The following is a 22,573-nucleotide window of genomic DNA, read 5'->3' as shown; positions in this document are numbered from 1 at the left end:
CGTTCACCAGAGTCCGAGTTTCTCGATGACGTCGGCGGGTCTGGGTAGTTCTCGCGTGGGAATGCTGGTCGGGTGGTGTGGGAGTGTGAGGTTGGTGCGCATCCGGATGAGCTCGCGCCAGGCGAGTACATGTTCCCAGGTCTCCGTGACCTTGGCGTTCCTCGCGCCGGTTAGCCGTCCGGAGTCCGGGAGCTGGTCGAGGTGCAGCCCGCCTGTCAGGAGCGTGGCCGCGGTGCCTTCGCCGATCCCTTTCACGCCGGGGATGTTGTCGGCGGGGTCGCCTTTGAGGGCGCAGAAGTCGGGCCACTGTGCGGGGGTGACGTTGTAGCGTTCGGTGACCTCGGCGGGGCCGATGTGCCGTCGGCCGCGTTTCATGACGGTGTTGAGCGCGCGGACGTGCTCGTCGACGAGTTGGTAGAAGTCGCGGTCGCCGGACATGATCCAGACCCGGCGGCCGGGTTCGCGTTCGCGGGTGGTGGTGGCGAGGGTGGCGATGACGTCGTCGGCTTCGGCGGTGTCGATCTCGATCCAGTGGATGCCGTAGCCGGTCAGGGCTTGCTGGACGTGCGGGATCGCGCGCAGGGGTTTGAGGGCGGCCTCGTCGAGGACGCGGTTGGCTTTGTAGTCGGCGTCGCTGTCCTTGCGGTCGGCGGTGCCGTGCTCGCCGTCGAACACGACGAGGACCTCCGGTGGTTCCGGCATCTCCTCGCGGATCGCGACGCGGAGCAGGGCGAAGAAACCGAACTCGGCGGTGAGATCGCGGGTTTTGTCGCGGGAGAGGATCGCGGCGGGGAACCCGAACGCCGCGCGCCAGAGCAGGTTGTGACCGTCTACGAGGAGCAAAGGGACGCCAGCAGGCATCACCGCACCGCCTTTACGAATGTCTCGGCGACTGTGGTGGGCAGATAGTCCCGCGAGCGGTAGTACGCAGCCCTGGATAGGTGTGCGTAGCGTACTGGATCTGCGAGGAGCTGCTCGGCGGCGCGCCAGAGACCGTACTCGCCCCACGAACGAGGGACGATCACTCCGCCCGCGCCGTCGCCGGTGCCGACCAAGGTGGGCAGGTTGCCCACGTCGAACGCGACGACCGGGGTCCCGACGCTCATAGCCTCCAGCGCGACCAGCCCGAAGGTCTCCTGTAGCGAGGGCACGATCACCACCGCGGCTTGTGCGAGCCAGGATGGCACCCGGTCCCAGCCGAGGCCGCCGTCGTGAATGGTGCCGAGGGCGAGGTGGGCCGCCGAGTAGCGGCATCGGTCCAGCTCGGCCGCCTGGCCACCGCCGGTGGCCTCGAAGCCGGCCTCGCCGACGATCACCTCGATCGTGCGGCCGACCAGGCGTCCGGCGTCCAGCAAAGCCCGGACGTTCTTCTCCGGCCCGAGCCGGGCCAGGATCCGGATCGGGCCGTGCTGTCGCAGTGCTTCCCGTCGCGAGTCGGGTGGTGGCGTGGGGTCGTGCAGCAGGGCGTTGGGCACGACCTGCCAGCCGCCGGTGTCGTAGCCGCGATCGCGCGCTTGGTCGAGCACCGTCTGGGACGGTGCGATGACCAGGTTGGCGCGGTCCAGGGCGGGCTCGAGGTCCTGGTCGTGCCCGATGACGTGCATGGCCAGGACCGTGCGGGCCCGGCTGATCGGTGCGGCTCTGCCGAGGCCCCATAGGCCGTCGGTGTAGACGGCGACGTCGACCCGGTGCTCGCGGTAGATCTCGCACAGTTCGGCGGCGAGCAGGGCGTCTTGGCCGTGGGTGCTGATCGCGTCGCGCAGTTCGCCGTCGTCGCAGGGGAAGGTGACGCCCACCGAGCACAGCCGCGTCACGGTGTCGTCCCGGGTGTCGATCGGGGCGGCGGTCAGGATGAGGGCGCGGTGGCCGAGTTGGCGCAGGCCGTGCGCGAGGGCGGCGGTGGCGCGTTCGATCCCGGCCGGCGCGTTCGGGGTGTAGGAGGCCAGGACGAACGCGACGGTCAGCGGGGGCGGGTTAGGCATGGCGGAAGACCTTTTTCGGCGGTGGCAGCGGTGTGGTGTCCTGGTCGGCGGGTGGCTGTTCCCAGGGGAAGATGACCCAGTCGGAGACCGTCCAGATCGAGTAGTCCGGCAGCGTGGTGGCCCCGGTGTTGAGGCACAGGACCGCGGTCAGGAGCTGGGCGTCCGGGGCGAGCAAGGGCGTGAGGTCGTCGCGGACGCGGCGGAGGGTGGCGCCGCTGCCGCAGATGTCGTCCACCACCAGCACACGGCCCTTGAGCCGTTGGCCGTTGAGGGCGCGGGTCAGCGGGGCGAGATCGAGGGACACGTTGCCCGTTGCCTGCTGGTAGGTGTCGTCGCTGGTGTTGTGGCGGGCGCGGACGATGCGAGCGTTCATCCCCGCCGTGGTGGCGATGAGGTGGGCGGGCGAGACACCACCGTTGGCGAGGCCGATGACGCGCTCGACCGACGGGTGATCACGCAGGATCGCGCCGGTTAAAAGCGTGGTGGCGTCGCGGAGAGTCTCCGGGGTCACGCGCCAGATCCGGTGGTGCTTGAAGTCGCGGTGTGCTGTGGTCATTCGCGGGTCTATTCCTTACAGAGCGGGGGATATCGCGTCGGCGAGTTGGGTGTTCGGGTTGTGGGCGGTACGGAGTTCACGCAGGGCTTGCACGAGGTCGTACACGGTGGTTCCGGCGATACCGGCCATCGCGGACAGCGCGTTGGCGTCGAGCTCGTCGACCAGGGCCCGTTCTGCCGGGGATTGCTGGGCACGGACCTGCGCCCAGCGCCGGAGGGGTCGCAGCCGGGGATCGGTGGTGTGTGCGAGGCCGAGGAGGTCGACCGTGATGCGAGTGCCGTAGTGGCCGCTGAACGCGAGGGTGGTCGCGCGGCGAAGTAGCTCGTCTGGTTGCTTGTTCAGCACGGCGCATACTTCGATCAACCGCTCGACGGACATCCGGCGCTTACCGAGTTCATAGCTGGCGAGCGTTTGCAAGGAAAGGTCATCGTCGCCTGCGCACATCGCGGCGCGCATCTGCTTGCGGGTCCAGCCGCGTTCTCTCCGCGCGGACCGCAGCAATTCGCCCAGGGCGCGCGCGAACTGGTCGAGCTGTTCGCTCGTCGGCGGGTTCATGGTCTGTCCTCCGTATGCGGCGCCTGCTTACGAGCTGGGCTAATTTCGACGTCCGCGGAGCCGTTCACGCCGATCCGTCCCGTGTGGTCAGTGCGAGATCGCTGGTTGTGAGCAGGGGGCGGAGAGAGCTGATGGCGTGTGCGCCGGGCTGGTTGCGCCAGATCTGGCCGTCGGCGCGGATCACCGTGAAGCCCCCGGCCGCCTCCCGGGTACGCAGACGTACGGGTACGGCCGCGGTGGTGCTCAGTTCGGCGAGGAGAGCAAGGGCCTCGTCATCGGACAGCTGCTCGGCGTCGGCCAGGGCGGCGCCTTCTCCGATGGGGAGCATCTGCAGGAAGGTCACCCCGCTCACTCCCAGGGTGGCGGCCAGGTCGGCCATCGCTCGGATGCTGGCCCGTGCCGTGGAGCGCAGGAGCACGGCCTGAATCTGGGTGGGGATGCCCTGGGCGATCGCCGCCCGGATTCCGGTGATGGCGTGATCGAAACTGCCTGCACCGCGCCACTGGTCGTGGCGTACGGCGTCCGGGCCATCCAGGCTCACCCGTACGGCGTCCACACAGGTGGCCAGGACTTCGGCGCGGCGGGCTAGGTGTGTTCCGTTGGTCGTCACGCTGACCGCGCAGCCACCGGCGACGAGCACGTCGATCAACTCGGGCAGGTCGCGCAGCAGCAGCGGTTCGCCGCCGGAGATGTCCACACCCAGGACCGCGGACTCGGCGAGCAGGTTCGCGATGCGGTAGCGCTCGGCCTGGCCCAGTTCGAGGACGGACTTGTCGTCCAGGCAGTACGGACAGGCCAGGTTGCAGCGCACCAGAGGCGACCAGCACACGCTGATCGGCACGTCCGCGTGCACGGCCGCTGGGTGGACTTCCGGCCAGGAGGCGACGTCGGTGCCGGACAACCGGACACGCCCGGAGTCGAGCGCGATTCCGGCGCGGTGGGTCAGTCCGGTGAGCGGATCATGGACGACACTCGCGTTGCCGTGCTTGCGCGCGGTAAAGGTACGCATCGTGGTCGTCATCGCTGGGCTTGATGGGGTCATCGCAGTACCTCGCAGGAGTGCAGCAGCTCGGTCATGTCGGCCATGAATGCTTGGGAGCGGCTGGTGGGGGCGGGCCGCCGCATGAGGTCCCAGTAGCGGGCGAGGGTGTCGGGCCAGCTGGCGAGTTTGCGTTGCCATTGCCGCTCGGCGTCTGGGGGATCGAGGTGGAACCCGACGGCCTGCCGAAGCGGGATGATCAGCAGCCCGGCCGCGATCAGGCACGCGCCGAGGTAGGTGTCTTCCATGCCCCAGCCGATCCGCCCGAATTCGGGGTCGAACCCTCCGACGTTGAGGACGGCGGTGCGGGGAACGGCGACCAGGGCGGTGACGACCATGCGGGGTAAGTCCCAGTCGACATAGCGCCGGCCGTAGCCGAGGTCGAGGAAGTCTCGGGTGTGATCCAGCGGGCGGCCGTCGATGGGCTTGTCCAGGGTGATGCCGGTGTAGAGCAGCGGTCGGCCGACCGGTGGCCGCCAGACGACCCGGTGGTCGGCGGCGAGGTGCGGGTGCTCGGCGAGCACTCCGCGCCCGCCCTGGTGCAGGTCGTAGGGGAGGTTGTGGCGGAACCCGACGAGCACCGTGGTGTCGGTCGCGCGGGCGGCGATGTCGGTAATCACGTGCGGGGGCAGCACCATGTCGCCGTCGAGATAGAGGACGGTTTGCCCGCGGGCGAGCGCGGTGCCGAGGTTGCGCGCGGTGGCCGCGCCCGCGCGTTCCGGGATCCGCAGGACGGTGGTGACGATCGGATGCACGGCGGCGATGGCGGCTGTGGTGTCGGTACTGGCGTCGTCGACGACGACAACCTCGAACCTGTACCGGTGGTGCTGGCCTTCCAAGGCATCAAGCACGGAGGAAAGGCAATAGCCGACGTTGTGGGCCGGGATGACGACCGAGAGGGTACGCACGGCGGCCAGCGGAAGAGCTGACGGCGTGGGCTCGTGCCAGCCGATCCCCGACACGGCCTCCCAGCTTCGGGTACTGCTGGTGTGAAAGTTGTTGCGGTGCAGTAATTCCTCGTGCAGCGTGGTCACGCCCACCCCCAGTCCCGAAGGTGCGGCAGTACGTCGTGCCATGCCCTCGGATCCGGGATGATCGTGATCTGCCCGAATCGGGCGGGATGGTCGACCACGCGTTGGAGAGCGTGCAGATACAGCGGCTCGACCAGGATCAGCACGTGCCGCAGCGACGGTGTCTCGGCGAGCTCGGCGTCCAGTTGCGCGGCGACCGTCCGCTCGTGCAGGCGCGCGGCAGCGGCCCGCGTCGTGAGCCGGTGGTCGTAAGTGCTGATCGGGGTCTCAGGTCGCAGCAGGCCATGGGCGCCGGACAGGATCCGGATCCGCGCTCGGCGAGCGGGATCAGCGGCGAAATGTTCTCGCGCGCTCGGGACGCACCCGCCCTGGTAGAGGTCGAGCGCCGCGACCGGCGCGGCGGTGACAAGCTTCCGCCGTGAACAGTTGAGGATGATCAGCCCTTGGCTGGGTGTGAGGACGCGAGTAGGGGGTGGCTGGAGAGTCATAGCTCGCGCACCACCCGCATGCCGATGCCACGCGAGCGCAATTCAGCGGGGGCGGCGTTGAGGAACGTGCATTGCGCATACAGAGGTGGCGAGGCGTAGGAACCACCTCGGATGACGACGCCGTCGCTCATCGCGGTGCTGGAGGTCCATTCCCACACGTTGCCCGCGACATCGAGCATGCCCTCGGGTGTGGCCCCGGCGGGATGTGTGTCGACCGGGGTGACCGTGTCGTGCAGAGAGTCACGCAGGTTCGCGAACGCTGGTTGCCAGGGTGCGGCGCCCCACGGCCAGCGACGGCGGCCGGGTCCGGCAGCCATCCACTCCCATTCCGCCGAGCGCGGCAACCGGCCGCCCAAGCGACTGGCGATCTGGGTCGCCTCGCCGTGGCTGATCTCGGTGACGGGGTACCGCGGCCCGAGACCAGGGCGGTCGCTCGGCAGGTGTCCGTAGGCGACCGGGGTGCGTGTCCACAACAGGGTCGGGACCTTGACGGGACGTCCGGCATCCCCGTACGCGCAGACTCCGCCGGCGATTTTGATCCATTCCAGGTGCATGCCTCAGCCGCCGATCAGGAACAGGTCTTCGACGTTGGCGTCGTTCCGGATGCGGCTCTTGCGCTCGTTGGGACGTAGCCGAAGCCGCAAGAGCGCGTCGCTGATGGTGTCGAAGGCCCCGTGTGCTTCCTCGCGGTCCGGGGCGAAGGCGGCATAGTTGTCGGCGAAGCGGACGACCCGAAGCTGCGGAAGTTGTGTGTCCACTTGGGACAAGCGAAGGTTGATCAGCAAGGGTGCCAGGCCTGAGCCCGCCGCGATCGGGCTCGGCATCGCGGAGAGCGCCGTACGCAGAAGAGCCAGGAAAGTGCCGTCGTGGATGTGCTCGGCATGCCAGTCGATGACCTCGTCGATCGTCGCGCCCTCGGACACCGACGCGACGTCGAGATCGGCGATCCACCGGAATCCGGCCTGATAATGCATTGCAGCCTGTCGCAACGAGGTGATGCGATTTCGGCGTGGGCGGAATCCCGAGACCCAGTCGTGGAAGGCGCTCGCTTCCAGCACTGGCTCCAGCGCATTGCGCAGCGCGCGGTGCACCAGGCGGTCCCGCACGGTGGGGATGAAGGTGTGCATCTGTTTGCCGGTATAGGTGGGCAGCTGCACCTCCCGGACCGGTCCGGGTCGCCAGGTGCCCTCGGCGAGTTCGAGGGCCAGTTGCGGCAGCAGCACGTGGGCCTCGCTGCGTAGCCGCCCCCAGGTCATGCCGTCGGCACCGGGGGTGGAGGCCCGCCTGCCGCACTGGCGCAACGCGCGGCGCAGACGCGGCTCGGACAGAAGCGGCATCAGTGAGTGCGATTGCGGTCCGGAGGCCGGGGACGCTGGCGCGGTTGCGTCCGGGTGCGCTACCGTGCTGGGTGCTTGGGCGGCAGGAACGATCCCCTCGCCACGCTGTACCGGCTCGCTACCCGACACGCGCGAGCTGTGGCGCTGGGAACGACGGCCCCGCCCAGGCCCTGCCGGTGATCCGAACTCCGCGTCCGCCATCGTCATCTCCTCACGCGCTGCCGTAGTTGGTGGGGTCGGGGATGCCGTTCTGCTGGAACGCTTCCTTGCGTTCGGTGCAGGTCCCGCACGTGCCGCAGTGCGTCGTCCCGCCCCGGTAGCACGACCACGTTTTCTCGAACGGCACGCGGAATGCCGCGCCGAGACGGACGATGTCGGTCTTGCTTTGGGTGATGAACGGGGCGAGGATCTCGAAATCGTCGTCCAGAAGTCCCTCGTTGGCGACGCGGGCCGACCAGGCGTACCGCTCGACGAACTCCGGGCGGCAGTCCGGGTAGATGGCGTGGTCACCCGCGTGGGCGCCGAACGCGACCACGTCGGCCTTGCGGACAACGGCTAGCGAGACCGCGATGTCGAGCATGATCGCGTTGCGGTTAGGGACGATCGTCGCCCGCATCGACTCGTTGGTGTAGTGGCCGTCAGGCACCGGCACGTCGGCGTCGGTCAGGGCGGAACCAGCCAGCAGCTGGCCAAGTACCGCCAGGTTAACGATCTCGTGTGGACAGTCAAGCAGCCGCGCGATCTCAGCCGCGTGCTCCAGTTCGACCCGGTGCCGTTGGCCATAGTCGAAGGACAGGAGCGAGAGCTCTGCCCCGCGCGCGGCTAGCCAGTACGCCAGTACAGTGGAGTCCAGCCCGCCGGAGGCGATCACAATGGCGTGTCGCGGGTGCCGGTGAGCAGGCGAGCTGATCGGCACGCTCACCACGTCTCGCACGGCGAGGACGCCCAGCGGGCAGCGTCGGCCACTGTGGTCCACGGCGGAAGGGTCATGTGCGGCTGTGGCCGCTCAAGCCACCGGACGCCCTCCTTCACGTTGTCCGAGGCGGGAAGCAGAACAGTGTCGCCGTTCCGTTTCCACCCGATCTGAGTGCGCACCAAATCACCCCACGACGACATGCGCATGGTCGTGCGCGGCTGGGTAAGGAAAATCCAGTCGCTGGGATCCCCTGGAACCACGATGATGGGCACACGCAACATGTGCCGCGTAAGGAAGTTGTTGACCTCCGCGCCGGACCCGGCGCGCATAATGAGCGCGTCGACGGTGGTACCGAGCTGGAGGTAGACGTCGCCGGAGACGCTGTCGATGGTGGTTGGCCACGCGAATACGTCGAGGTAGTTCCGCACCCGTTGGCCTGGTTGCTGCTCGAGCTGGGCGGGTGGGGCGTCGATGACGGCGGTCATGATTCGTTCCTCCTCGAGAGAGTTGGGCGTTGGGCGCGGCCGAACGGGAGGCGTCGTGGTAACCGCTCCCGCCCGGCCGCAGTCGGTGTCGCGGACGTGCTCAGCCGATAAGGCGCCATGGGAAAGCCAGCCTGACCCGCGTGGTCGGGCTAGACAGCTCCTGCCCGGTGCGACGGTTGATCCGCGAGCAGGACGTCGCGCAGTGCCGCACGGAGCTGCCCGGCCTCGACGTTGGTCAACCGGGCGAGTCGCCCGCCCGGCAGCTCGATCTCGACGTCCGCGGAAGTACGCCGCCGTAGGTGCAGCGCGGACCGATGGCCGTCGCCGTCGCGGCAGTCGACCCTGCGGTGCTGCCAACCCAGCCGACGAAGCAAGGCGGCGGCGGGCACGGTGTGACATGGCCGCCTCATGGGCCTTCGGCCTTCCTGATCAAGCCGAGGCCGTGGGTCCCGGCGGTCGCGATCGCGTACCGCAGGACTCGGTTGGGGGGCTGGCGCGGTGCGCGGCGGTGCGAACCTGCGTAGGCGGACTCGGCTTGCTGCCGTCGCCGCCACGCCATCCGCAGCAGGCAACAGATAAACGTCAGCGCGGCACTGGCCGTGATGCTCAAGGGGATCATGCGCCCTCACCTCTGGCGGCGGGGATCGCGGCGGGACCAGATATCGGGGTCGTGGTCCCGCCGCGACATGGTGACAGAGCAGGGCGGTCCTCGGCGGTTGGGGGAAGACTGCCAGGGTTCTGCTCCGCCGTGCTCGTCGTGTCCGTCGTCGTGACGGCGCCAGGTAGGGCTGGCGCGGGTGTGGCCGCCACCTCGGCGGCATTCATAACGGCAGAGCGGGACTTCGCGGCGGCCCCGTAGTCGAAGATCGCGCTCTCTTCTGGGGATGCCACGATCACGACTTCCGAGTCGGGCACGGCCACACACAGCGTCCGTTCACAGCCGGTCACGTCACGGCACGCGATGGACCAGGGTCCGGTGTTCGTCATGCGGCACCACCTCGTGCGGAGTCCCTACTCCATTCCCGTCGACACACCGGCTGCACGAACAAACACGGCACAGCGAGCTGAGTCTTTGGGTATCGTGACGCGCGTTGCGCCACGAATCGCTGGAAGAGCATAATTACTCCAATAGTCAGCGAGTCCCTATGTGATTTATTGCGTCGGATTGTGTCCGCGCAGGTTGTCAAAGCGTTCTCGTAAGCCTCACGGTGGCCAGTCGGTCCTGGTCCGGTGTAGCAGCGGTCCGTAGGCGTCAATTAGCTAAACGTCTGCAACAGGTCCCGGTCCAGAGCGGCTATGTGGCGTGGATGCGGCGTTCATAGATCGTTGCCAACGCTGACCTGCCCAAATTTCGAAGCGCTGCTGTGCTTGGCGGACGAAAACCAGCACCGGCGCGCTTGTCGCCCATCTCAGTGCGTCCCCCGTAGGAGGCGCGGTTTGTCAAAGCGCTGATAATAGATTTCGAGATAGAGACGTTCGTCGGACTCGATATACAGCCGACCTTGCTGGTCGAGCTCAAGGCTCCATATCGCCACGTCGGCTTGGGCCGGCGCGGCGAACCACGCGGCAGCGGCGGTGAACACGTCGGCATAGTCGATGCCGCTGACGGTGTGAAGCTGAGCCGTAGTGACGGCATCGTGCGGGTCGGGCATGGAATCGACTCCTCTGCACAGGTTGGGTGGGTGCTGGTGCTTACCGATTCCGGCTCGTCGAACACGCAGGCCACCGTGGGGCGTCCCTGCTTGGGCTGCTCGGCGCGCAAAGTCCTCATCCGCAGACCAACGGCTGTGTTGTGTCCACCCTGTGCGGCGGGCGCTCGTCCGGATCGGAGCGAAGCCAGTCAACGCTCGGTGATCAACAACAGCCAGAGCGTCAACGAGGCGATCATGAGGCGGCTATGAGGCGCCCATGAGGCGTCACTGGGTCTGACCTGCGCAAACGCCTCTTCGGGGTTCGTAGTCCGAACGGGTGCAGCTTATCTAAAGGGTGATCAGCCTTGACCGATAGCTGGCTATCGTGGCAGGTGACCAACGGGCGAGGTGATGTTCATGGGTGACCGGCGAGATGCCTTCGCCGACCGGCGCGAGCAGATGGGCTACACCCAGGAAAGCTTCGGGTTGGCGGTGGGAGTGGAGTTCTCCACCGTCGGACGCTGGGAACGGGGCGACCTGACCCCACATCCTTACCGCCGCTCACGTATCGCCAAGGCGCTCAACGTGAGCCTCGCCGAGTTGGGGGCCTTGCTCACGCCGCCCCGGCAGGCTCCTACCGTGGATGTCGTCCACCCCCACCCTGCGGAGGCCGACGACATGAAGCGTCGAGACCTGCTGCGCTTGTTCAGCGTGACGGGCGCGTTGCTCGCGCTGCCTGCTGACGAGGCAGTTGCCGGCGATGTCGACCGACTTACCGTAGCGGCATACACCGGCAGGGTGGACGCCGCCAGTGCCGCGGAGTTCGCCCAATTCAACTCTTACCTGTGGCGTGTGTTCGCGCTGTCACCGACCAAGGCGCAGGTACTGCCACTGGTTCGAACCCAGCTTGACGTGCTTACCGACTCTCTACGTCGACCACAAACACCAGGAGTTCGACGGCAGCTGTGCGAACTGACCGCGGACTTGTACCAACTGGCTGGAGAGATCTCCTTTGACGGCGACAGGTACACCGAAGCCGCCCACTGCTACACCCTGGCGGCGACAGCGGGCAGGGAAGCCACCACGTGCGACCTCTGGGCCTGCGCGTTAACCAGACACGCCTTCATCGCGGTATACGAGCGACGGTTCGCCGAGGCCATACCGCTGCTCGAGCTGGCCTCCAACCTGGCCCGCCGCGGCGACCCTGCCCTCTCGACCCGACAATGGATCGCCGCAGTGCAAGCAGAGACTTTGGCCGGTCTCGGTGACCTCGATGCCTGCCAACGTGCACTCGATACGGCCGCCGAGGTCCAGCACATGAAGGGCCCGGTCCACAACGGTGGTTGGCTCCGATTCGACGGCTCCCGCCTGGCCGAGGAACGCGGCACCTGCTACGTCACCTTGGGCCGCTACGACCTAGCCGAGGCCGCCCTGACCGATGCGCTGGCCGGTGACCTGACCGCCCGCCGCAAAGCCGGCGTTCTCACCGACCTGGCGATGATCGGAGTACACCGGCGCGATCCTGACCGGGTCGCTACCTACGTCAACGCCGCCCTGGCTACCGCCCGCCACACCGGCTCCGGAGTCATTGCCCGCAAGCTACGCGGCCTTCAGCTGAATCTGGCTCCCTTGCTCACCCACCAGCAGATCCAGCAACTCGACGTCGAGATCACCGAACTCGTTGGCAATCGCGCCACATGATGGAGGACAACAGGATGCAGCAGAATGACCGTGGCCGTGTGTTCCGTGAGGCCTGGATCGCCGGAGTCACCAAGCACTATCCCGGCGAACCCAAGCCCGGCTACATCACCCCGTGGGACGAGACACCGGACTGGGAACGCGACGCCGCGACCGCCGTGTACGACCAAGTCCTCGCCTTCATCGAGGCCACCGGCGGCGCCACCGCCAAACTCACCCCGGACCAGAAAGGGCGCTTCGTCGCACTGTGCTGGATCGGCCAGATTTACAAGCACTTCCCCAACCCGAAGCCGTCCTACGTAGCGGACTGGGGCGACCTGCCCGACTGGCAGAAGGCAACGGATATCGAGATCTTTGAACGCATCGAACAACACGCTTGAGCATTTGACAGCATGGGCAGACATTCGGCGTGGCTTACTCGCCAACCAGGCTGGTGGCTGAATCAGGCAGCGAGGTAGGCAGTATGGGTTCCAACCGGGAGGCGTTTGCGGCTCGACGTGAGGCGATGGGCTTTACTCAGGAGAGCTTCGGTGAGGCGGCCGGAGTGGAGTTCTCCACCGTTGGGCGGTGGGAACGGGGCGTAATGACGCCTCAGTCGTGGCGGCGTCCGCGAATCGCGAAAGCGCTGGCTGTCTCGCTTGACGAGCTGAACGCACTTCTTGGGCAAGCTCCAGCTCACGGTTCGCAGGACCTTGTTGCAGCCGGTCGCAGGGCAGGTGGACAGGGGCGAGTCCAAGAGTCCTCGCCAATGGCGAGTTCGCATACCTCTGCTACTTCAGTCGCGTATGACCACGCTGGAAGCCTCAACATAAGTTCGGCGCCCACAGAGTTCCTCAAGTCGCTCACCTTGACAGTGAAGCCGCCGCGGCAGATCGGATGGACCGACGTCGAGCAGGTCAAGTTAATGACCAGCAGCCTGGCCGCCAGCGAGAACCTCTATGGCGGCGGCATGGCCGGTGAGGCTGGAGCCGCTCATCTGCGATGGGCCGGCAACCTGTTGAGCGCACGCGCCAGCCGAGCCGTCGAAGCGGGCATGCTCGAGGCCGTCGGGAACCTTGCAGGAGTGGTGGCGTTCTCGGCTTTCGACGTCGGAGACCACGACGCAGCGGCTCGATGCTTTCGCTTCGGTCTATGGTGCGCCGAACAGGGCGGCTCGTGGGAATTACGTGCCGCGACTCTCGCCGACATGGCACGCCAAGCCATGTATCTCGACAACCTGGACGAAGCATTGTCCTTGATCGAGTTCGCTCACGTGCGAACTGATCGGTTGACCGCTACAGCACGTGCCATGATCGGCGTAGTCCGGGCCCGGTTGTTGGCGCTGCTGGGCCGCCACCTCGAAGCGCGAGCTGACGTGGACCGCGCGGACTCGTTCCTTGAGCAACGGCAGCCGGAGTCCGATCCGCCTTGGCTGGTCTACTACGACGAAGCCGAACACGCGGGCAGCACCGCGCGAGCACTTACACCGCTCGCCATGGCGGAAGAGCAGCCGGGGGACGCCGCCGAACGACTTGCCTCTGCGATTGGACTGCACAGCGACGCCTATCCACGCTCGCGAGCGTTCTCCAGGGCGCGCCTGGCTACCTTGCACATGGCCGTCGGAGATCCCCGCGAAGCCGTCCTCGTCGGTCGACAAGCCTTCGACGACGCCACGATGTTGCATTCTCGCCGGATGGACGCGGAACTAGTCAAACTGGCCCGGGCATGCAAACGGCATCATGCGCTACCCGACGTGGTCGACCTTTCAGAACTCATAGCATCCGGTTCTTCTGATGTCTGATGCGCCCAAGCGCCGGCTTCTGTCAACGCGAAACTCGCGGACTATTCTGAAGGTGGCCGGTGAACGAGCAGGCGTGGCGACGGCCGGAGCAACTCTGATCCGTGACGGAACGAACGTCCTCTACCGACTGGCTGGCGGTGTCGTCGCCCGGATCGGGCCGCCTGGCTCCCAACTTGTCGCGGAACGTCAGATCCAAGCTTCGCGCTGGCTTGCCGAAGCTGGCATTACCGTTGTCTGCACCGTTGACAACATCGAACAGCCCACTGTCGTTGGAGATCGACCTGTCACGTGGTGGGTCGAACTACCGGAGCACCGCCACGCCACCCCAGCCGAACTCGGCTCAACACTGAAGCAGCTCCACAACTTGGCCGTACCTGAGGAGCTGTCTCTTCCCACCGTGGATCCACTCGACAGTCTGGGTGCCTCCATTGACGATGGATTCGTTTTGCTGGACGAAGATCGAGCGTGGCTTAAAGGCCTGGTCGAACAACTAAGCTTGGATTATCGGGAGCTGGCACCGAGCGTTCCTCTCACGGTCATACACGGGGACGCCTGGCAGGGCAACGTCGTCGTCCCTATGGCAGGTGGGGACCCGGTGTTGCTGGATCTCGACCAACTAGGAGTCGGGCCTCGCGAATGGGACCTTGTCTCTCTGGCAGTCGACTACACGGACTTCGCGCGGATCGCCGAGGCTGATTACCACGCTTTCGTCGCTGCTTACGGTGGCTATGATATGACAGTCTGGACAGGATATCGCACTCTCGCTACAATTAGAGAATTGCGCTGGACTGCTTTTGTTCTGGGGAAAGCCAGCGCGAGCTCAAGAGCTGCTGAGCAAGCGCGTTATCGAGTATCTTGTCTGATGGGTAAAATTGATCGCCCATGGACATGGTCGGCATTTTGAAAAGTTGTCGCAGTGTTTGAATCCCTTCGATTAAATGATCGGATGCTTGGCATGGCTAGGAAATGTTCGAGAGGTGGAACCGTACCTCCGGGACCCGTGGGACTTCGCTGCTGAGCATCGAGCCGCAGCGGCGCTGCTCGAACAGGATGTGGAGCAATGCGCTCACTGTGGCACGATGGCGGCCGAAGCCGCTGCGGTCGCCGACTCGAAGCGCTCACATCACATCGTTCGCGACTTGCTCAGCCAGCCTGAAGGGGCGCCGGCAGCTGCGACCTGTGCGCGAGTTGACCGACACGGTGGCCCCGCTCCTACCAAGTGAGGCACCTTGAGGCATGAGCAGCCAAACCACTGCGGTGATCACGCAGTCTTCGGGCGTGACTTGCAGGCCGAAGGCGACCCGGAGATCGAGTTCAACCCCGGTATTGCGGGGCGTCTGCCTCGAAAGAATGTGGCCGCAGGCGTGCTCATTCGTGACGATGCGGGACGTGTGCTCTTCATCTCGCCGACCTACAAGCCATTCCTCGATATTCCCGGGGGTCTGACCGAGGATGAGGAATCGCCGCGAGCCGCTTGCTATCGCGAGGTTCGTGAAGAACTCGGAATTAATCTGCAGATCGGCGGACTACTGCTCATCGACTGGATGCCGACTCATGGAGTCTGGCGTGACAGCATCCAGCTCATCTTCGACGGTGGCGTCCTGAGCGATGAACAAATTCTGGCGATTCGGCCAGCGGCCGACGAGGTTGGCCACTTTGAGTTCCTTTACGCTGATGCCGCCAAGCAACGTCTTCGTCCGTCGATGGTTCGCCGAGTTGAAGTAGCGCATCGAGCGCTTGTAAACGGTTCAGCGCAATACGCTGAATTTGGTCGAACTGTGTAAGGCTTCGGGTGCTACGGCAAAGGTAGACTGTTTTTGGTTGGGTTCCCTATTTCATCGTTGGAACGCCGTGTATCAGTATTTCCTGACGCTGACTCAAGGAGTCGAGGTTGGTCGTCGGGTCGCCCTCGACGATCAGGATGTCAGCGCTGTGGCCTGCTGCGAGCTGACCGACACGGTTTAGGCCGAGGGCCTGCGCGCTGGTTGTAGTGGCCATTTCGATGACCTGGTCTGCTGTGTAGCCGACGTGAGTGTAGAGCTTGAGTGCCTCGGCGAAGTCGGTGAAGCCTGAGCGAGGTAGGCCTGCGTCGGTCCCGGGGATGAGGGGTATGCCAACTCGGGCCATCCATTGGAACCTGTTGACGACCATGTCGGCTCTTTCAGCTCCTAGTCGCGCCATGAAACCTTGCCAGTCGGGAGGCCATGCAACGCAGGCGTAGATGCCGCGCTCGGCCATCGTGCGTGCCACAGCGTCCTGGGTGTCGTAGCCGCCTCCGCCGTCCTGTAGCCACGTGCAGTGCTCGATCGTGGCGACGCCAGCGTTGACCGCTGCCTGGATCGCGTGAGTGCCGTGTGCGTGTGCGGCGACGGGGAGCCCGAGGCGACTGGATTGGTCGACGACGATCTGCAGGTCGTTCTCTGTGAACTGGGTTTGCCACATCGGCGGCGAGTTCGGGGTGATCTGCCCGCCAGAGGCCATGACTTTGATGACGTCGGCACCCATGTCGGCGTTGTGCTGCACTCGTTGCCGCAGCTGTTGTTCGCCTTCGGCTTCGCCGCCGAGAAACCAGCAATGACCTCGTGGTGGTGTGATCGGCGGGCCGGCGGCAACGATTCGTGGGCCGATCTCTTCGCCGCGGTTCACTCTGTTGCGGAGGTGGATGGCCAGCCCGTCGCGGTCGCCGAGGTCCCGGACGGTGGTCACGCCGGAGTAGAGCAGTTGTCTTGCCCGCTTGGCCATTCCGTCGAGTAAGACATCGTCGGGCGTCTCACGTACTGTGCTGACGAGGTCAGGGCCGCCGTCGAAGGCCAGGTGGACGTGGCAATTGATCAATCCCGGCAGCACCGTGCAACCGGGATAGTCGAAGTGGACCGCGGTGGGCTGGGCCTGCTGCTCAACAGCGCGACGGGTGCCGACCACCACAATGGTGCCTGCCTCGACGAGAACGGCACCATCACTGATTTGTTCACCGCGAGGGCCACGAAGTACCTGGGACGCGGTGATCAGCAGCTGCCGACCGTCACCAGCCTGTTCCATGGGGGTCACGGGGTGCGCGGCTTGAGCCGGAACACGGCGATGTTGCCGAGGTGCCGGTGGATCTCCTCGGGGCTGGCGGCGCTCGGGAAGGGCCACATCGTCGAAGGCTTCCCGAGTTTCGCAAGGTAGGCATGGACGGCACCTGCTGCAGCCTCGTCGTCGACGAGGTCGGCCTGGTGCCGTGGTTCGGGGTCGCCCTCGAGGTCACAGTGCTTGGCTGCGATGAGGTTCTGGACCCAGTCGCGCCCGCGGTCGGGCGCGCAGATGTAGCGTGTTCCGTCGAGTTGTACAACGGCTATGGGAACTGTTCGAGGGTGTCCACTTGAGCGGCCTGGAATGGTCAGTGCTCGCAGGACATAGGTCTTCTCCTCGTATGGTTTCGGTTCGCCGGCGCGGATCTTGCTGAGTGCTGAAGAGTTGCGGTCGCGGATCTCGGTCTTCGGTGGGGTGGTCACGGACTACCTTTCTGGGCCAGGGCCTGTGAGAGTCGGACGAGCTGGTTCACATCATCGTTTATGTTGGTGGTACTGGGTTCTGCGACAGTGAGGGCTGTCCTGGCCCGGGGCGCCGTTCCCGCCCGCTGTCGTTCGACCGCTCTTCGGATCATGTCTGCTTGCTGCTCGGCCGGGCGCCCTGCGTCGTAGCCGAGGTCGACCAGGTGGGGGCTGATCTGGAGGAGACCGTCGCGAATCTCGATGACGCGTCGCCAATATTTGTGGCCGATGTGCCATGGGCTGATGCGGTCGAACCATCGGTGGGTGGGAGCGCGGTCGAGCTGGCCCTCGGGGAACGCTGTGTGGAGCGGTTCCCACAGCGGCCGTAGCTCGTGGTAGGTCCGCCGGTGTCGCAGCCAGACACGGAGGGCGGACAGTCGTGCGGCGAGCCCGACGTACAGCACGCCGGCCAAGAAGAGGAAGGTCCCGATGGGGACCAGCCGGTTGGTGACGGCCATGAGGTCGCTGCCGTAGCCGGGATGACCGGTCCAGCGCACGATCGTGACAACGGTGCGTGCCGCTGTCGCCGTTGCGGCGAACCCGAGGCCTGCTGCAGCGATACGGAGGCCGAGCCGGGCGCGGTGCTGGGATTCGTTGGCGTAACGCAGGGCCCAGCGGGCGGTCTGGATCGTGGCGTAGATCGTGTAGGCGCCGCCGATGAGATAGAAGGGGGCGACGCCGGGGGCGGACATCGTGTGGGGGAGCGAGCCGCTGGTCGGGTAGGCCTTGTCTCGTAGTCCCGGCGGCAGGACGAGAACGGCAGTGGTCATCGCGGCGCACACGACGACGAGCACCGCGCCTTCGATCTGCGCGCGCCGTCGGGTTCCGCCCGCGGACAGCAGGAAGAACAGCATCAGCGCGTACCGCGAGATGTTCAGGGCGAGGTTCATGACGAGCTTGACGGTGCTGGAGGCCGGCAGTTCGCCGAAGAGCACCCGCAAATAGACGATGCCGGTGGTGGACCCCAGCAGGTGGAAGGCGATACATGCGACCACAGCCCACAACGCCGGGTTGCGCGGCGACTTCGCCAGCCGATACAGGAACCAGGCCAGCACGAGGATCAGGAACTGGGTCAAGTTCATAGCAGATCGATCGGGTCACCCAGCGCCGTCTGTGCCCGGCGAGCACGAGGCGAGTAGCCGGGAAGAGTGACCGATTGCGCCTTCGCCGTGGCCTCGAGCAGCACGGTGGCGAGAGTTTCGGCTTCCTCCTCGAACCTGTTGTCGTAGGTAGTGCGCCCCAGCGCACCACGGATCATCTCGATGGGAATGTCGGGCATGAGCTCCCGCCACACCGAGTCGTCACCGGTATCTGTCGGATGACCCGCGAGAAGATGCCCGAGCTCGTGGGCGATGATGTGCTCGCGGTGTAACCACGTGGTACCGACTCTCTGCACCACGATGAAGTCCGCGGCGGCTGTGCTCAACCACAGCCCGAACGGACCGGGCACATCCATGGGCATCAACATCAACCGGATCGGCTTGTCGCGCAACCGACCGAGGCGCTCGCACACCTCGGTCATGGGCGTCGGCCCCTCGATCTTCGCTGCGGCCAGCTGCCTACGAAGATCTCGCCGCAAGCGCATCACCCGCCACTCGCGACGGACAACTGAAGGAAGGTTCCTCACGACGGCCCTCCCAGTCCGTTGTTGATCACCCGACCGCATCCTCGCAGAAAGACCAGGTCACATCGGGGAAGCGACTTCGACGTCACCCAGACGTGTTACCTGAGTCGTCCTTTCGGCTGGTCTGGAACTCAATGAAGTCCAATACGCTCCGCAGCTGGTCGCCCGAGAGCTCGCTTGCGCGGAACGCGACTTCTTGTACGCCGTCGTGTGAAAGCTTCTCCAGCAGCGTGTACTGGTTTTGCAGGGCGCGTGCTCGTGTTCCCTTCCCGAAGTACTCCAGCTCCACGCCGAAGTAGTCGGCAAGGGTCTGGGTGACCTCCAGGCTTGGTTCACTGGTGCCGTTGACCAGCCCGTACAAATGACTCTTGGAGATCCGCTTCTGATCGCGGTTGAGGTCCTTGTCCACGTCAGCGACGGTGTACGGTCTGCCGTCCGGGAGCTTCCTCAGACCGATCAAGCGCCGCAGCAGCACGGCGAACGGCTCGCCAGCAGCCTCATTCCCCGATGCGCTGTGCATGTCGTGGCCAGGTTCGGACACCGTGCGCCCCTCCGTGCGGCCAGTCCGGAATATCGGATCTCATGCCGCCCTTGTCCGAAATGGTTGACTCGCGGTCCACTCTTACGTACTCTCGACCTTGATCACTCCACTATATCGGAACGAGCTCGTGCGGGGAACGTGCCTCGCGGGCACATCGTCCGAACGTATCAACGGCATCGTGGCAACACAGGCCGACTCCCGGGTCCCCGCCCAGTAATACGCGCCCGCCTCGCTCGATTGTGGGGGCGGCAGGCAGTGAAGCGCGGGGAGGCGCCTTGAGGAATATCAACAGTTTTGCGGCGGCGGTCGAGAGATGGCGCCGCGAGCGGGGAGTGACGCTCGGCCAGCTGGCCGGTATGACGAGCTACAGCGCCAGCTACCTGTCGAAGATGCTCCACGGCTGGCGTCCGTTGCTGCCGGTGGCGGTGAGCGAGATCGACCGTGCCCTCAGCGCCGGGGGTGAGCTTGAGTGGTTGGCAAAGCAGCAGAGGGTCGGCGAAAACGCTCCGATTCGCCCCATGCAGTTGCCTGCCACGGTTCCAGACTTCGTAGGGCGTGCTGAGCAGCTGCGGCGAATCGACGTGGCTGTCGGGAAGCGTGGTGGGGCCGTCCTGGTCGCGATCGAGGGCGAGTACTGGGTCGGCAAGACGGCCCTGGCAGTCCAGTGGGCCGCGAGCGCAGTCCACGGCTATCCCGGAGGCTGCCTTTTCGCTGACCTGCGGGGGCTAGCTCCGGGGCGACCTCTCACATCGAAGTCGGCGTTGGACGGCTTTCTTCGCACTCTGGGCGCCGATGCTGCACAGCTGGAAGCGCCGTTGCCGGATAAAGCCGCGTACTATCGATCACTGCTCTCGCGGCGCCCGGCCATCGTGGTACTCGACAACATCGGCAGCTACGAGCAGGTCAAAGACCTTTTGCCAGGCGCAGGAAGCGTCGTTCTGACCACAAGCCGGGAACACCAAGACGCCCTGCTGATGAAGACCGGTGGACTTCGCCTCGTCGTGCCGCCGCTGAACAAACAAGAATCGCTGACCCTGCTCCGGAAACGAACCAGTGACGCCCGCGTGGACGCGGATCCTGTTTCCGCAGACCTGGTCGTCGAGACCTGCGGTGGCCTCCCGATGGCTATCTCCATCGCAGCGGAGCAACTCGCGCGGCCACGCACGTCCACGCTTCAACGTCTGGCCGCAGAACTCACCGACGAAAATCGCGTACTCGACGTTTTCGCATCGTCGGATCGAGAAGTCAACATCCATGGCACCATCGATCTCTCGTACCTCGCACTGCCGCCCCGGTCCGCGCGACTGTTCAGGCTCCTGGGTATCAGTCCTGTACGCGACATCGCTCCCGCCGGTATCGCCGCGCTCGCCGCGGTAGACGAAGAGACGGCCAGTGACGCACTCTCGGCGCTGCGGCGTGCCCATCTGATCGAGGAGACGCCAGCGGGCCGGATCAGGATGAGCCCGCTGACTCGGGCATACGCCTACCTGCACGGGCTCGTCGACGAACCACTATCCGAAGTTGAACGCGCCCGTGACCGTGTCATCCGCTGGTACGCCAGCTCCGCGGCTGCGGCCAGTGCGGCGCTCATGCCAGGATGGCTCGGCCGGCAGGCGCCCTCGCGTGAGAACTTCGGTGTCCGGCCAGCTACTTTTACCGGCGACTATGACGCCGCGATAAGCTGGTGCGCGACCGAAGCCGCTACCGTGATCAACCTCGTCCGTTCTGCTCGCAGTGTCTCGGCGGGAGACGCGCTGTGGCAGCTAGCCACTGCCTTCCTGCCTTACTTCCATCTATCGAAAGACTGGACCGCGTGGCTCACGCTTGCCACCGCCGGACTGGATGCCGCCCGCGCCGCGGAAAACCCCGCTGGGGTCGTACGCTGCCTGCAAAATCTCGGCTGGGCTCTGCATGAACTCGGTCGCGATCACGAAGCATTGGACCGCTTCGAGCAGGCCGCCCAAGCGCACTGCGACGACACAGACGACGGATGTCGCGCCTGGACCACCTTGGGCACCGCTTCAGCATTCGCGGCGCTCAATCGCCTGGAGGAGGCGCGGGACACGTTCGCCCGGGCGGAACAGCTATTCTTGTCGGCCGACTGCACTTTCGGAGCCGTCCTCGCCCTGAGTATGGCGGCCCCGGTTCATCAGCGACTGAGCGACACCACGAGAGCGGACATCAGCGCTGCGGCCGCACTTGCTCTGGCGCGCGAACTTGCCTCAAAACCTCTGCTGGGATCTGTGCACCACCATCGCGGTCTCATGCTTCGCCAGCGGCATGCCCTCAGGCCCGCGCTGGCAGAATTTGACGCCGCCCTTGCCCTCCGGCCCACGGGTCGCGACTGTTGGGCTCAAGCGCAAACTCATGTTGCCCGCGCTGAAACATTCACCGAACTCGGAGAAATAGCTGCGGCTCGGGATGCCTACAGTCAAGCAGCGCACATCCTCGACGGCCTTCGCGACCCCCAGGGAACTGACGTCCGCGCCCGTATCGCCTTGCTGGCGCAGCAAAAAGCTCTTCCCTGAAGCGAGTTTCGTGACAGTTGACACGAGCCCAGCCCGGCATTGACCTGGCTGGGCTCGTCTGTTTAACACCGCGCAATGCGCTCGGTTACCTATCTTGCCCCAGTCGTGCCGACGCACTTAATGAACATCATTTCGGCCATGACAAACAGAGGACAAGATTGGCACAAAACGAGCACAACTTTGTGCTCGCCGGAAGGTTTCCAGTCGACTCGCCGCAGTGGATAGTAGTTAGCAGAACCACTCGAACGTTCCTCTCAGGTTGCATTAGACCCTTTGATTCTTCCAGAAGAGCTCGCCGTTCGAATGACCATCGAATTTGAGGATTGAAAACATGACTGCTATTTTGCGAACTCGGACAATTCGATATGGCCTTGCCGGAGCTGTGGCCGCGCTCGCCGTCGCAGGAGCGGGCACGACGGCAAACGCCGTCACAGCAAGAGAATCAGCCTCTCGTGGCCCTGTCACCGTCAGCGAGGGATGCGGGTATCTCGGCTGGGGAAAGTACCGGCACTGCGACGGCGGGACGGGTTCCACCGTGATGTTGGACGTCGAGGATATCTGGGGCAGTATCTTCCACTACTGCGTCGGCCCCGGGACCACCAACCTCCAACCGGTCATCAAATGGCGGGTGATCGGAGCCTGGTGGAACGGAGGCACCCGCTGCATTCCGGGCTATTCCGGCCCGGCGTGATCAAACTCGTCAGAGCCGTCATCGCCGACCCTGAACTTGCTGATCGGCGGCGATAGCTCTGACGCTCCGGGGAGCTGGCCCCCGGACGCGGCGTGGCGGGAGACCAGGCTCGCCGCCCAGCTTGGCCCGTCACGCCACTCCAACTAGCCGCTCAACCA

General features: G+C 65.5%; 26 protein-coding genes and 1 pseudogene. 8 read left to right on the top strand and 19 right to left on the bottom strand.

Going from position 1 to position 22,573, the window contains the following annotated elements:
- Nucleotides 1–3 precede the first annotated feature (3 nt).
- The 14 genes from ACZ6DT_RS37575 to ACZ6DT_RS37510 all read right to left on the bottom strand — a co-directional run bounded on the left by ACZ6DT_RS37575 (nt 4) and on the right by ACZ6DT_RS37510 (nt 10,041).
- Complete coding sequence (locus ACZ6DT_RS37575; RefSeq protein ID WP_465604137.1) at nt 4–861, bottom strand: 5'-3' exonuclease; 858 nt, start codon at nt 859–861, stop codon at nt 4–6.
- On the bottom strand, nt 861–1,982 hold the full coding sequence (locus ACZ6DT_RS37570) for a glycosyltransferase family 4 protein (RefSeq protein WP_465604136.1): 1,122 nt from the start codon (nt 1,980–1,982) through the stop codon (nt 861–863). The genes ACZ6DT_RS37575 and ACZ6DT_RS37570 overlap by 1 nt, the downstream gene beginning before the upstream one ends.
- Nucleotides 1,975–2,538, bottom strand: a complete 564-nt coding sequence (locus ACZ6DT_RS37565; protein ID WP_465604134.1) for a phosphoribosyltransferase — start codon at nt 2,536–2,538, stop codon at nt 1,975–1,977. The genes ACZ6DT_RS37570 and ACZ6DT_RS37565 overlap by 8 nt, the downstream gene beginning before the upstream one ends.
- Nucleotides 2,539–2,553: 15 nt before the next feature.
- The gene (locus tag ACZ6DT_RS37560) at nt 2,554–3,093 is read right to left on the bottom strand and encodes a helix-turn-helix domain-containing protein (protein WP_465604132.1); all 540 of its coding nucleotides are present in this window, start codon (nt 3,091–3,093) and stop codon (nt 2,554–2,556) included.
- Nucleotides 3,094–3,157: 64 nt separating this feature from the next.
- Nucleotides 3,158–4,102: a radical SAM protein gene (locus ACZ6DT_RS37555; RefSeq protein ID WP_465604131.1), complete on the bottom strand. Its 945-nt coding sequence runs from the start codon at nt 4,100–4,102 to the stop codon at nt 3,158–3,160.
- Between the two features lie 29 nt (nt 4,103–4,131).
- A complete protein-coding gene (locus ACZ6DT_RS37550; protein WP_465604130.1) occupies nt 4,132–5,166 on the bottom strand; it encodes a glycosyltransferase family 2 protein in 1,035 nt (344 codons plus the stop codon).
- Nucleotides 5,163–5,651, bottom strand: a complete 489-nt coding sequence (locus tag ACZ6DT_RS37545) for a DUF6884 domain-containing protein (protein ID WP_465604128.1) — start codon at nt 5,649–5,651, stop codon at nt 5,163–5,165. Before ACZ6DT_RS37545 ends, ACZ6DT_RS37550 begins: the two co-directional genes overlap by 4 nt.
- Nucleotides 5,648–6,205 carry a formylglycine-generating enzyme family protein gene (locus ACZ6DT_RS37540; RefSeq protein WP_465604126.1) on the bottom strand — a complete coding sequence of 186 codons (558 nt, stop codon included), beginning with the start codon at nt 6,203–6,205 and terminating at the stop codon, nt 5,648–5,650. Before ACZ6DT_RS37540 ends, ACZ6DT_RS37545 begins: the two co-directional genes overlap by 4 nt.
- A gap of 3 nt (nt 6,206–6,208) precedes the next feature.
- Complete coding sequence (locus ACZ6DT_RS37535) at nt 6,209–6,988, bottom strand: reverse transcriptase domain-containing protein (RefSeq protein ID WP_465604125.1); 780 nt, start codon at nt 6,986–6,988, stop codon at nt 6,209–6,211.
- Nucleotides 6,989–7,199: 211 nt separating this feature from the next.
- The gene (gene queC, locus ACZ6DT_RS37530; protein WP_465604123.1) at nt 7,200–7,964 is read right to left on the bottom strand and encodes a 7-cyano-7-deazaguanine synthase QueC; all 765 of its coding nucleotides are present in this window, start codon (nt 7,962–7,964) and stop codon (nt 7,200–7,202) included.
- Complete coding sequence (locus tag ACZ6DT_RS37525; protein WP_465604121.1) at nt 7,907–8,389, bottom strand: hypothetical protein; 483 nt, start codon at nt 8,387–8,389, stop codon at nt 7,907–7,909. Before ACZ6DT_RS37525 ends, queC begins: the two co-directional genes overlap by 58 nt.
- 149 nt (nt 8,390–8,538) lie before the next feature.
- Nucleotides 8,539–8,799 carry a hypothetical protein gene (locus ACZ6DT_RS37520; protein ID WP_465604119.1) on the bottom strand — a complete coding sequence of 87 codons (261 nt, stop codon included), beginning with the start codon at nt 8,797–8,799 and terminating at the stop codon, nt 8,539–8,541.
- Complete coding sequence (locus ACZ6DT_RS37515) at nt 8,796–9,008, bottom strand: hypothetical protein (RefSeq protein WP_076155736.1); 213 nt, start codon at nt 9,006–9,008, stop codon at nt 8,796–8,798. The genes ACZ6DT_RS37520 and ACZ6DT_RS37515 overlap by 4 nt, the downstream gene beginning before the upstream one ends.
- 790 nt (nt 9,009–9,798) lie before the next feature.
- Complete coding sequence (locus tag ACZ6DT_RS37510) at nt 9,799–10,041, bottom strand: hypothetical protein (protein ID WP_465604117.1); 243 nt, start codon at nt 10,039–10,041, stop codon at nt 9,799–9,801.
- Between the two features lie 396 nt (nt 10,042–10,437).
- On the opposite strand from ACZ6DT_RS37510, the gene ACZ6DT_RS37505 reads away from it, so the two are divergent.
- The 6 genes and pseudogenes from ACZ6DT_RS37505 (at nt 10,438) to ACZ6DT_RS37480 (ending at nt 15,282) form a co-directional block, all read left to right on the top strand.
- The gene (locus ACZ6DT_RS37505) at nt 10,438–11,721 is read left to right on the top strand and encodes a helix-turn-helix domain-containing protein (protein ID WP_465604115.1); all 1,284 of its coding nucleotides are present in this window, start codon (nt 10,438–10,440) and stop codon (nt 11,719–11,721) included.
- Between the two features lie 14 nt (nt 11,722–11,735).
- Nucleotides 11,736–12,098 carry a hypothetical protein gene (locus ACZ6DT_RS37500; RefSeq protein ID WP_465604114.1) on the top strand — a complete coding sequence of 121 codons (363 nt, stop codon included), beginning with the start codon at nt 11,736–11,738 and terminating at the stop codon, nt 12,096–12,098.
- 83 nt (nt 12,099–12,181) lie between these two features.
- Nucleotides 12,182–12,355: pseudogene (locus tag ACZ6DT_RS37495) on the top strand (helix-turn-helix domain-containing protein); the annotation flags it as partial.
- A gap of 210 nt (nt 12,356–12,565) precedes the next feature.
- Nucleotides 12,566–13,498, top strand: a complete 933-nt coding sequence (locus ACZ6DT_RS37490) for an XRE family transcriptional regulator (protein ID WP_465604251.1) — start codon at nt 12,566–12,568, stop codon at nt 13,496–13,498.
- A 73-nt stretch (nt 13,499–13,571) separates the two neighbouring features.
- Entirely contained in the window at nt 13,572–14,402 is an 831-nt protein-coding gene (locus tag ACZ6DT_RS37485) for a phosphotransferase (RefSeq protein ID WP_465604112.1), read from the top strand.
- A 325-nt stretch (nt 14,403–14,727) separates the two neighbouring features.
- Nucleotides 14,728–15,282, top strand: coding sequence for an NUDIX domain-containing protein (locus tag ACZ6DT_RS37480; protein ID WP_465604110.1), 555 nt, complete (start codon nt 14,728–14,730; stop codon nt 15,280–15,282).
- Between the two features lie 46 nt (nt 15,283–15,328).
- On the opposite strand, the gene ACZ6DT_RS37475 is transcribed toward ACZ6DT_RS37480, so the two are convergent.
- From ACZ6DT_RS37475 to ACZ6DT_RS37455, 5 genes are all read right to left on the bottom strand, one after another.
- Complete coding sequence (locus ACZ6DT_RS37475) at nt 15,329–16,537, bottom strand: amidohydrolase family protein (RefSeq protein WP_465604108.1); 1,209 nt, start codon at nt 16,535–16,537, stop codon at nt 15,329–15,331.
- Between the two features lie 5 nt (nt 16,538–16,542).
- Nucleotides 16,543–16,992, bottom strand: coding sequence for a nitroreductase family deazaflavin-dependent oxidoreductase (locus ACZ6DT_RS37470; RefSeq protein ID WP_465604106.1), 450 nt, complete (start codon nt 16,990–16,992; stop codon nt 16,543–16,545).
- A complete protein-coding gene (locus tag ACZ6DT_RS37465; RefSeq protein WP_465604104.1) occupies nt 16,989–18,113 on the bottom strand; it encodes an MAB_1171c family putative transporter in 1,125 nt (374 codons plus the stop codon). Before ACZ6DT_RS37465 ends, ACZ6DT_RS37470 begins: the two co-directional genes overlap by 4 nt.
- The gene (locus ACZ6DT_RS37460; protein ID WP_465604102.1) at nt 18,110–18,553 is read right to left on the bottom strand and encodes a hypothetical protein; all 444 of its coding nucleotides are present in this window, start codon (nt 18,551–18,553) and stop codon (nt 18,110–18,112) included. Before ACZ6DT_RS37460 ends, ACZ6DT_RS37465 begins: the two co-directional genes overlap by 4 nt.
- A gap of 187 nt (nt 18,554–18,740) precedes the next feature.
- Complete coding sequence (locus tag ACZ6DT_RS37455; RefSeq protein ID WP_465604101.1) at nt 18,741–19,196, bottom strand: helix-turn-helix domain-containing protein; 456 nt, start codon at nt 19,194–19,196, stop codon at nt 18,741–18,743.
- A gap of 275 nt (nt 19,197–19,471) precedes the next feature.
- Here ACZ6DT_RS37455 and ACZ6DT_RS37450 point away from each other — a divergent pair, with 275 nt between their 5' ends.
- Both ACZ6DT_RS37450 and ACZ6DT_RS37445 read left to right on the top strand, forming a co-directional pair.
- Entirely contained in the window at nt 19,472–21,724 is a 2,253-nt protein-coding gene (locus tag ACZ6DT_RS37450; RefSeq protein WP_465604099.1) for a transcriptional regulator, read from the top strand.
- A 331-nt stretch (nt 21,725–22,055) separates the two neighbouring features.
- Nucleotides 22,056–22,415 (top strand): DUF6355 family natural product biosynthesis protein, encoded by a 360-nt coding sequence (locus tag ACZ6DT_RS37445; RefSeq protein WP_465604097.1) that lies wholly within the window; start codon nt 22,056–22,058, stop codon nt 22,413–22,415.
- The last annotated feature ends 158 nt before the right edge of the window (nt 22,416–22,573 follow it).

Source organism: Amycolatopsis sp. NPDC041971 (genome assembly GCF_055588925.1).
Note: the sequence above shows the minus strand (reverse complement) of the source record. Positions and strands in the feature narration are given on the sequence as shown.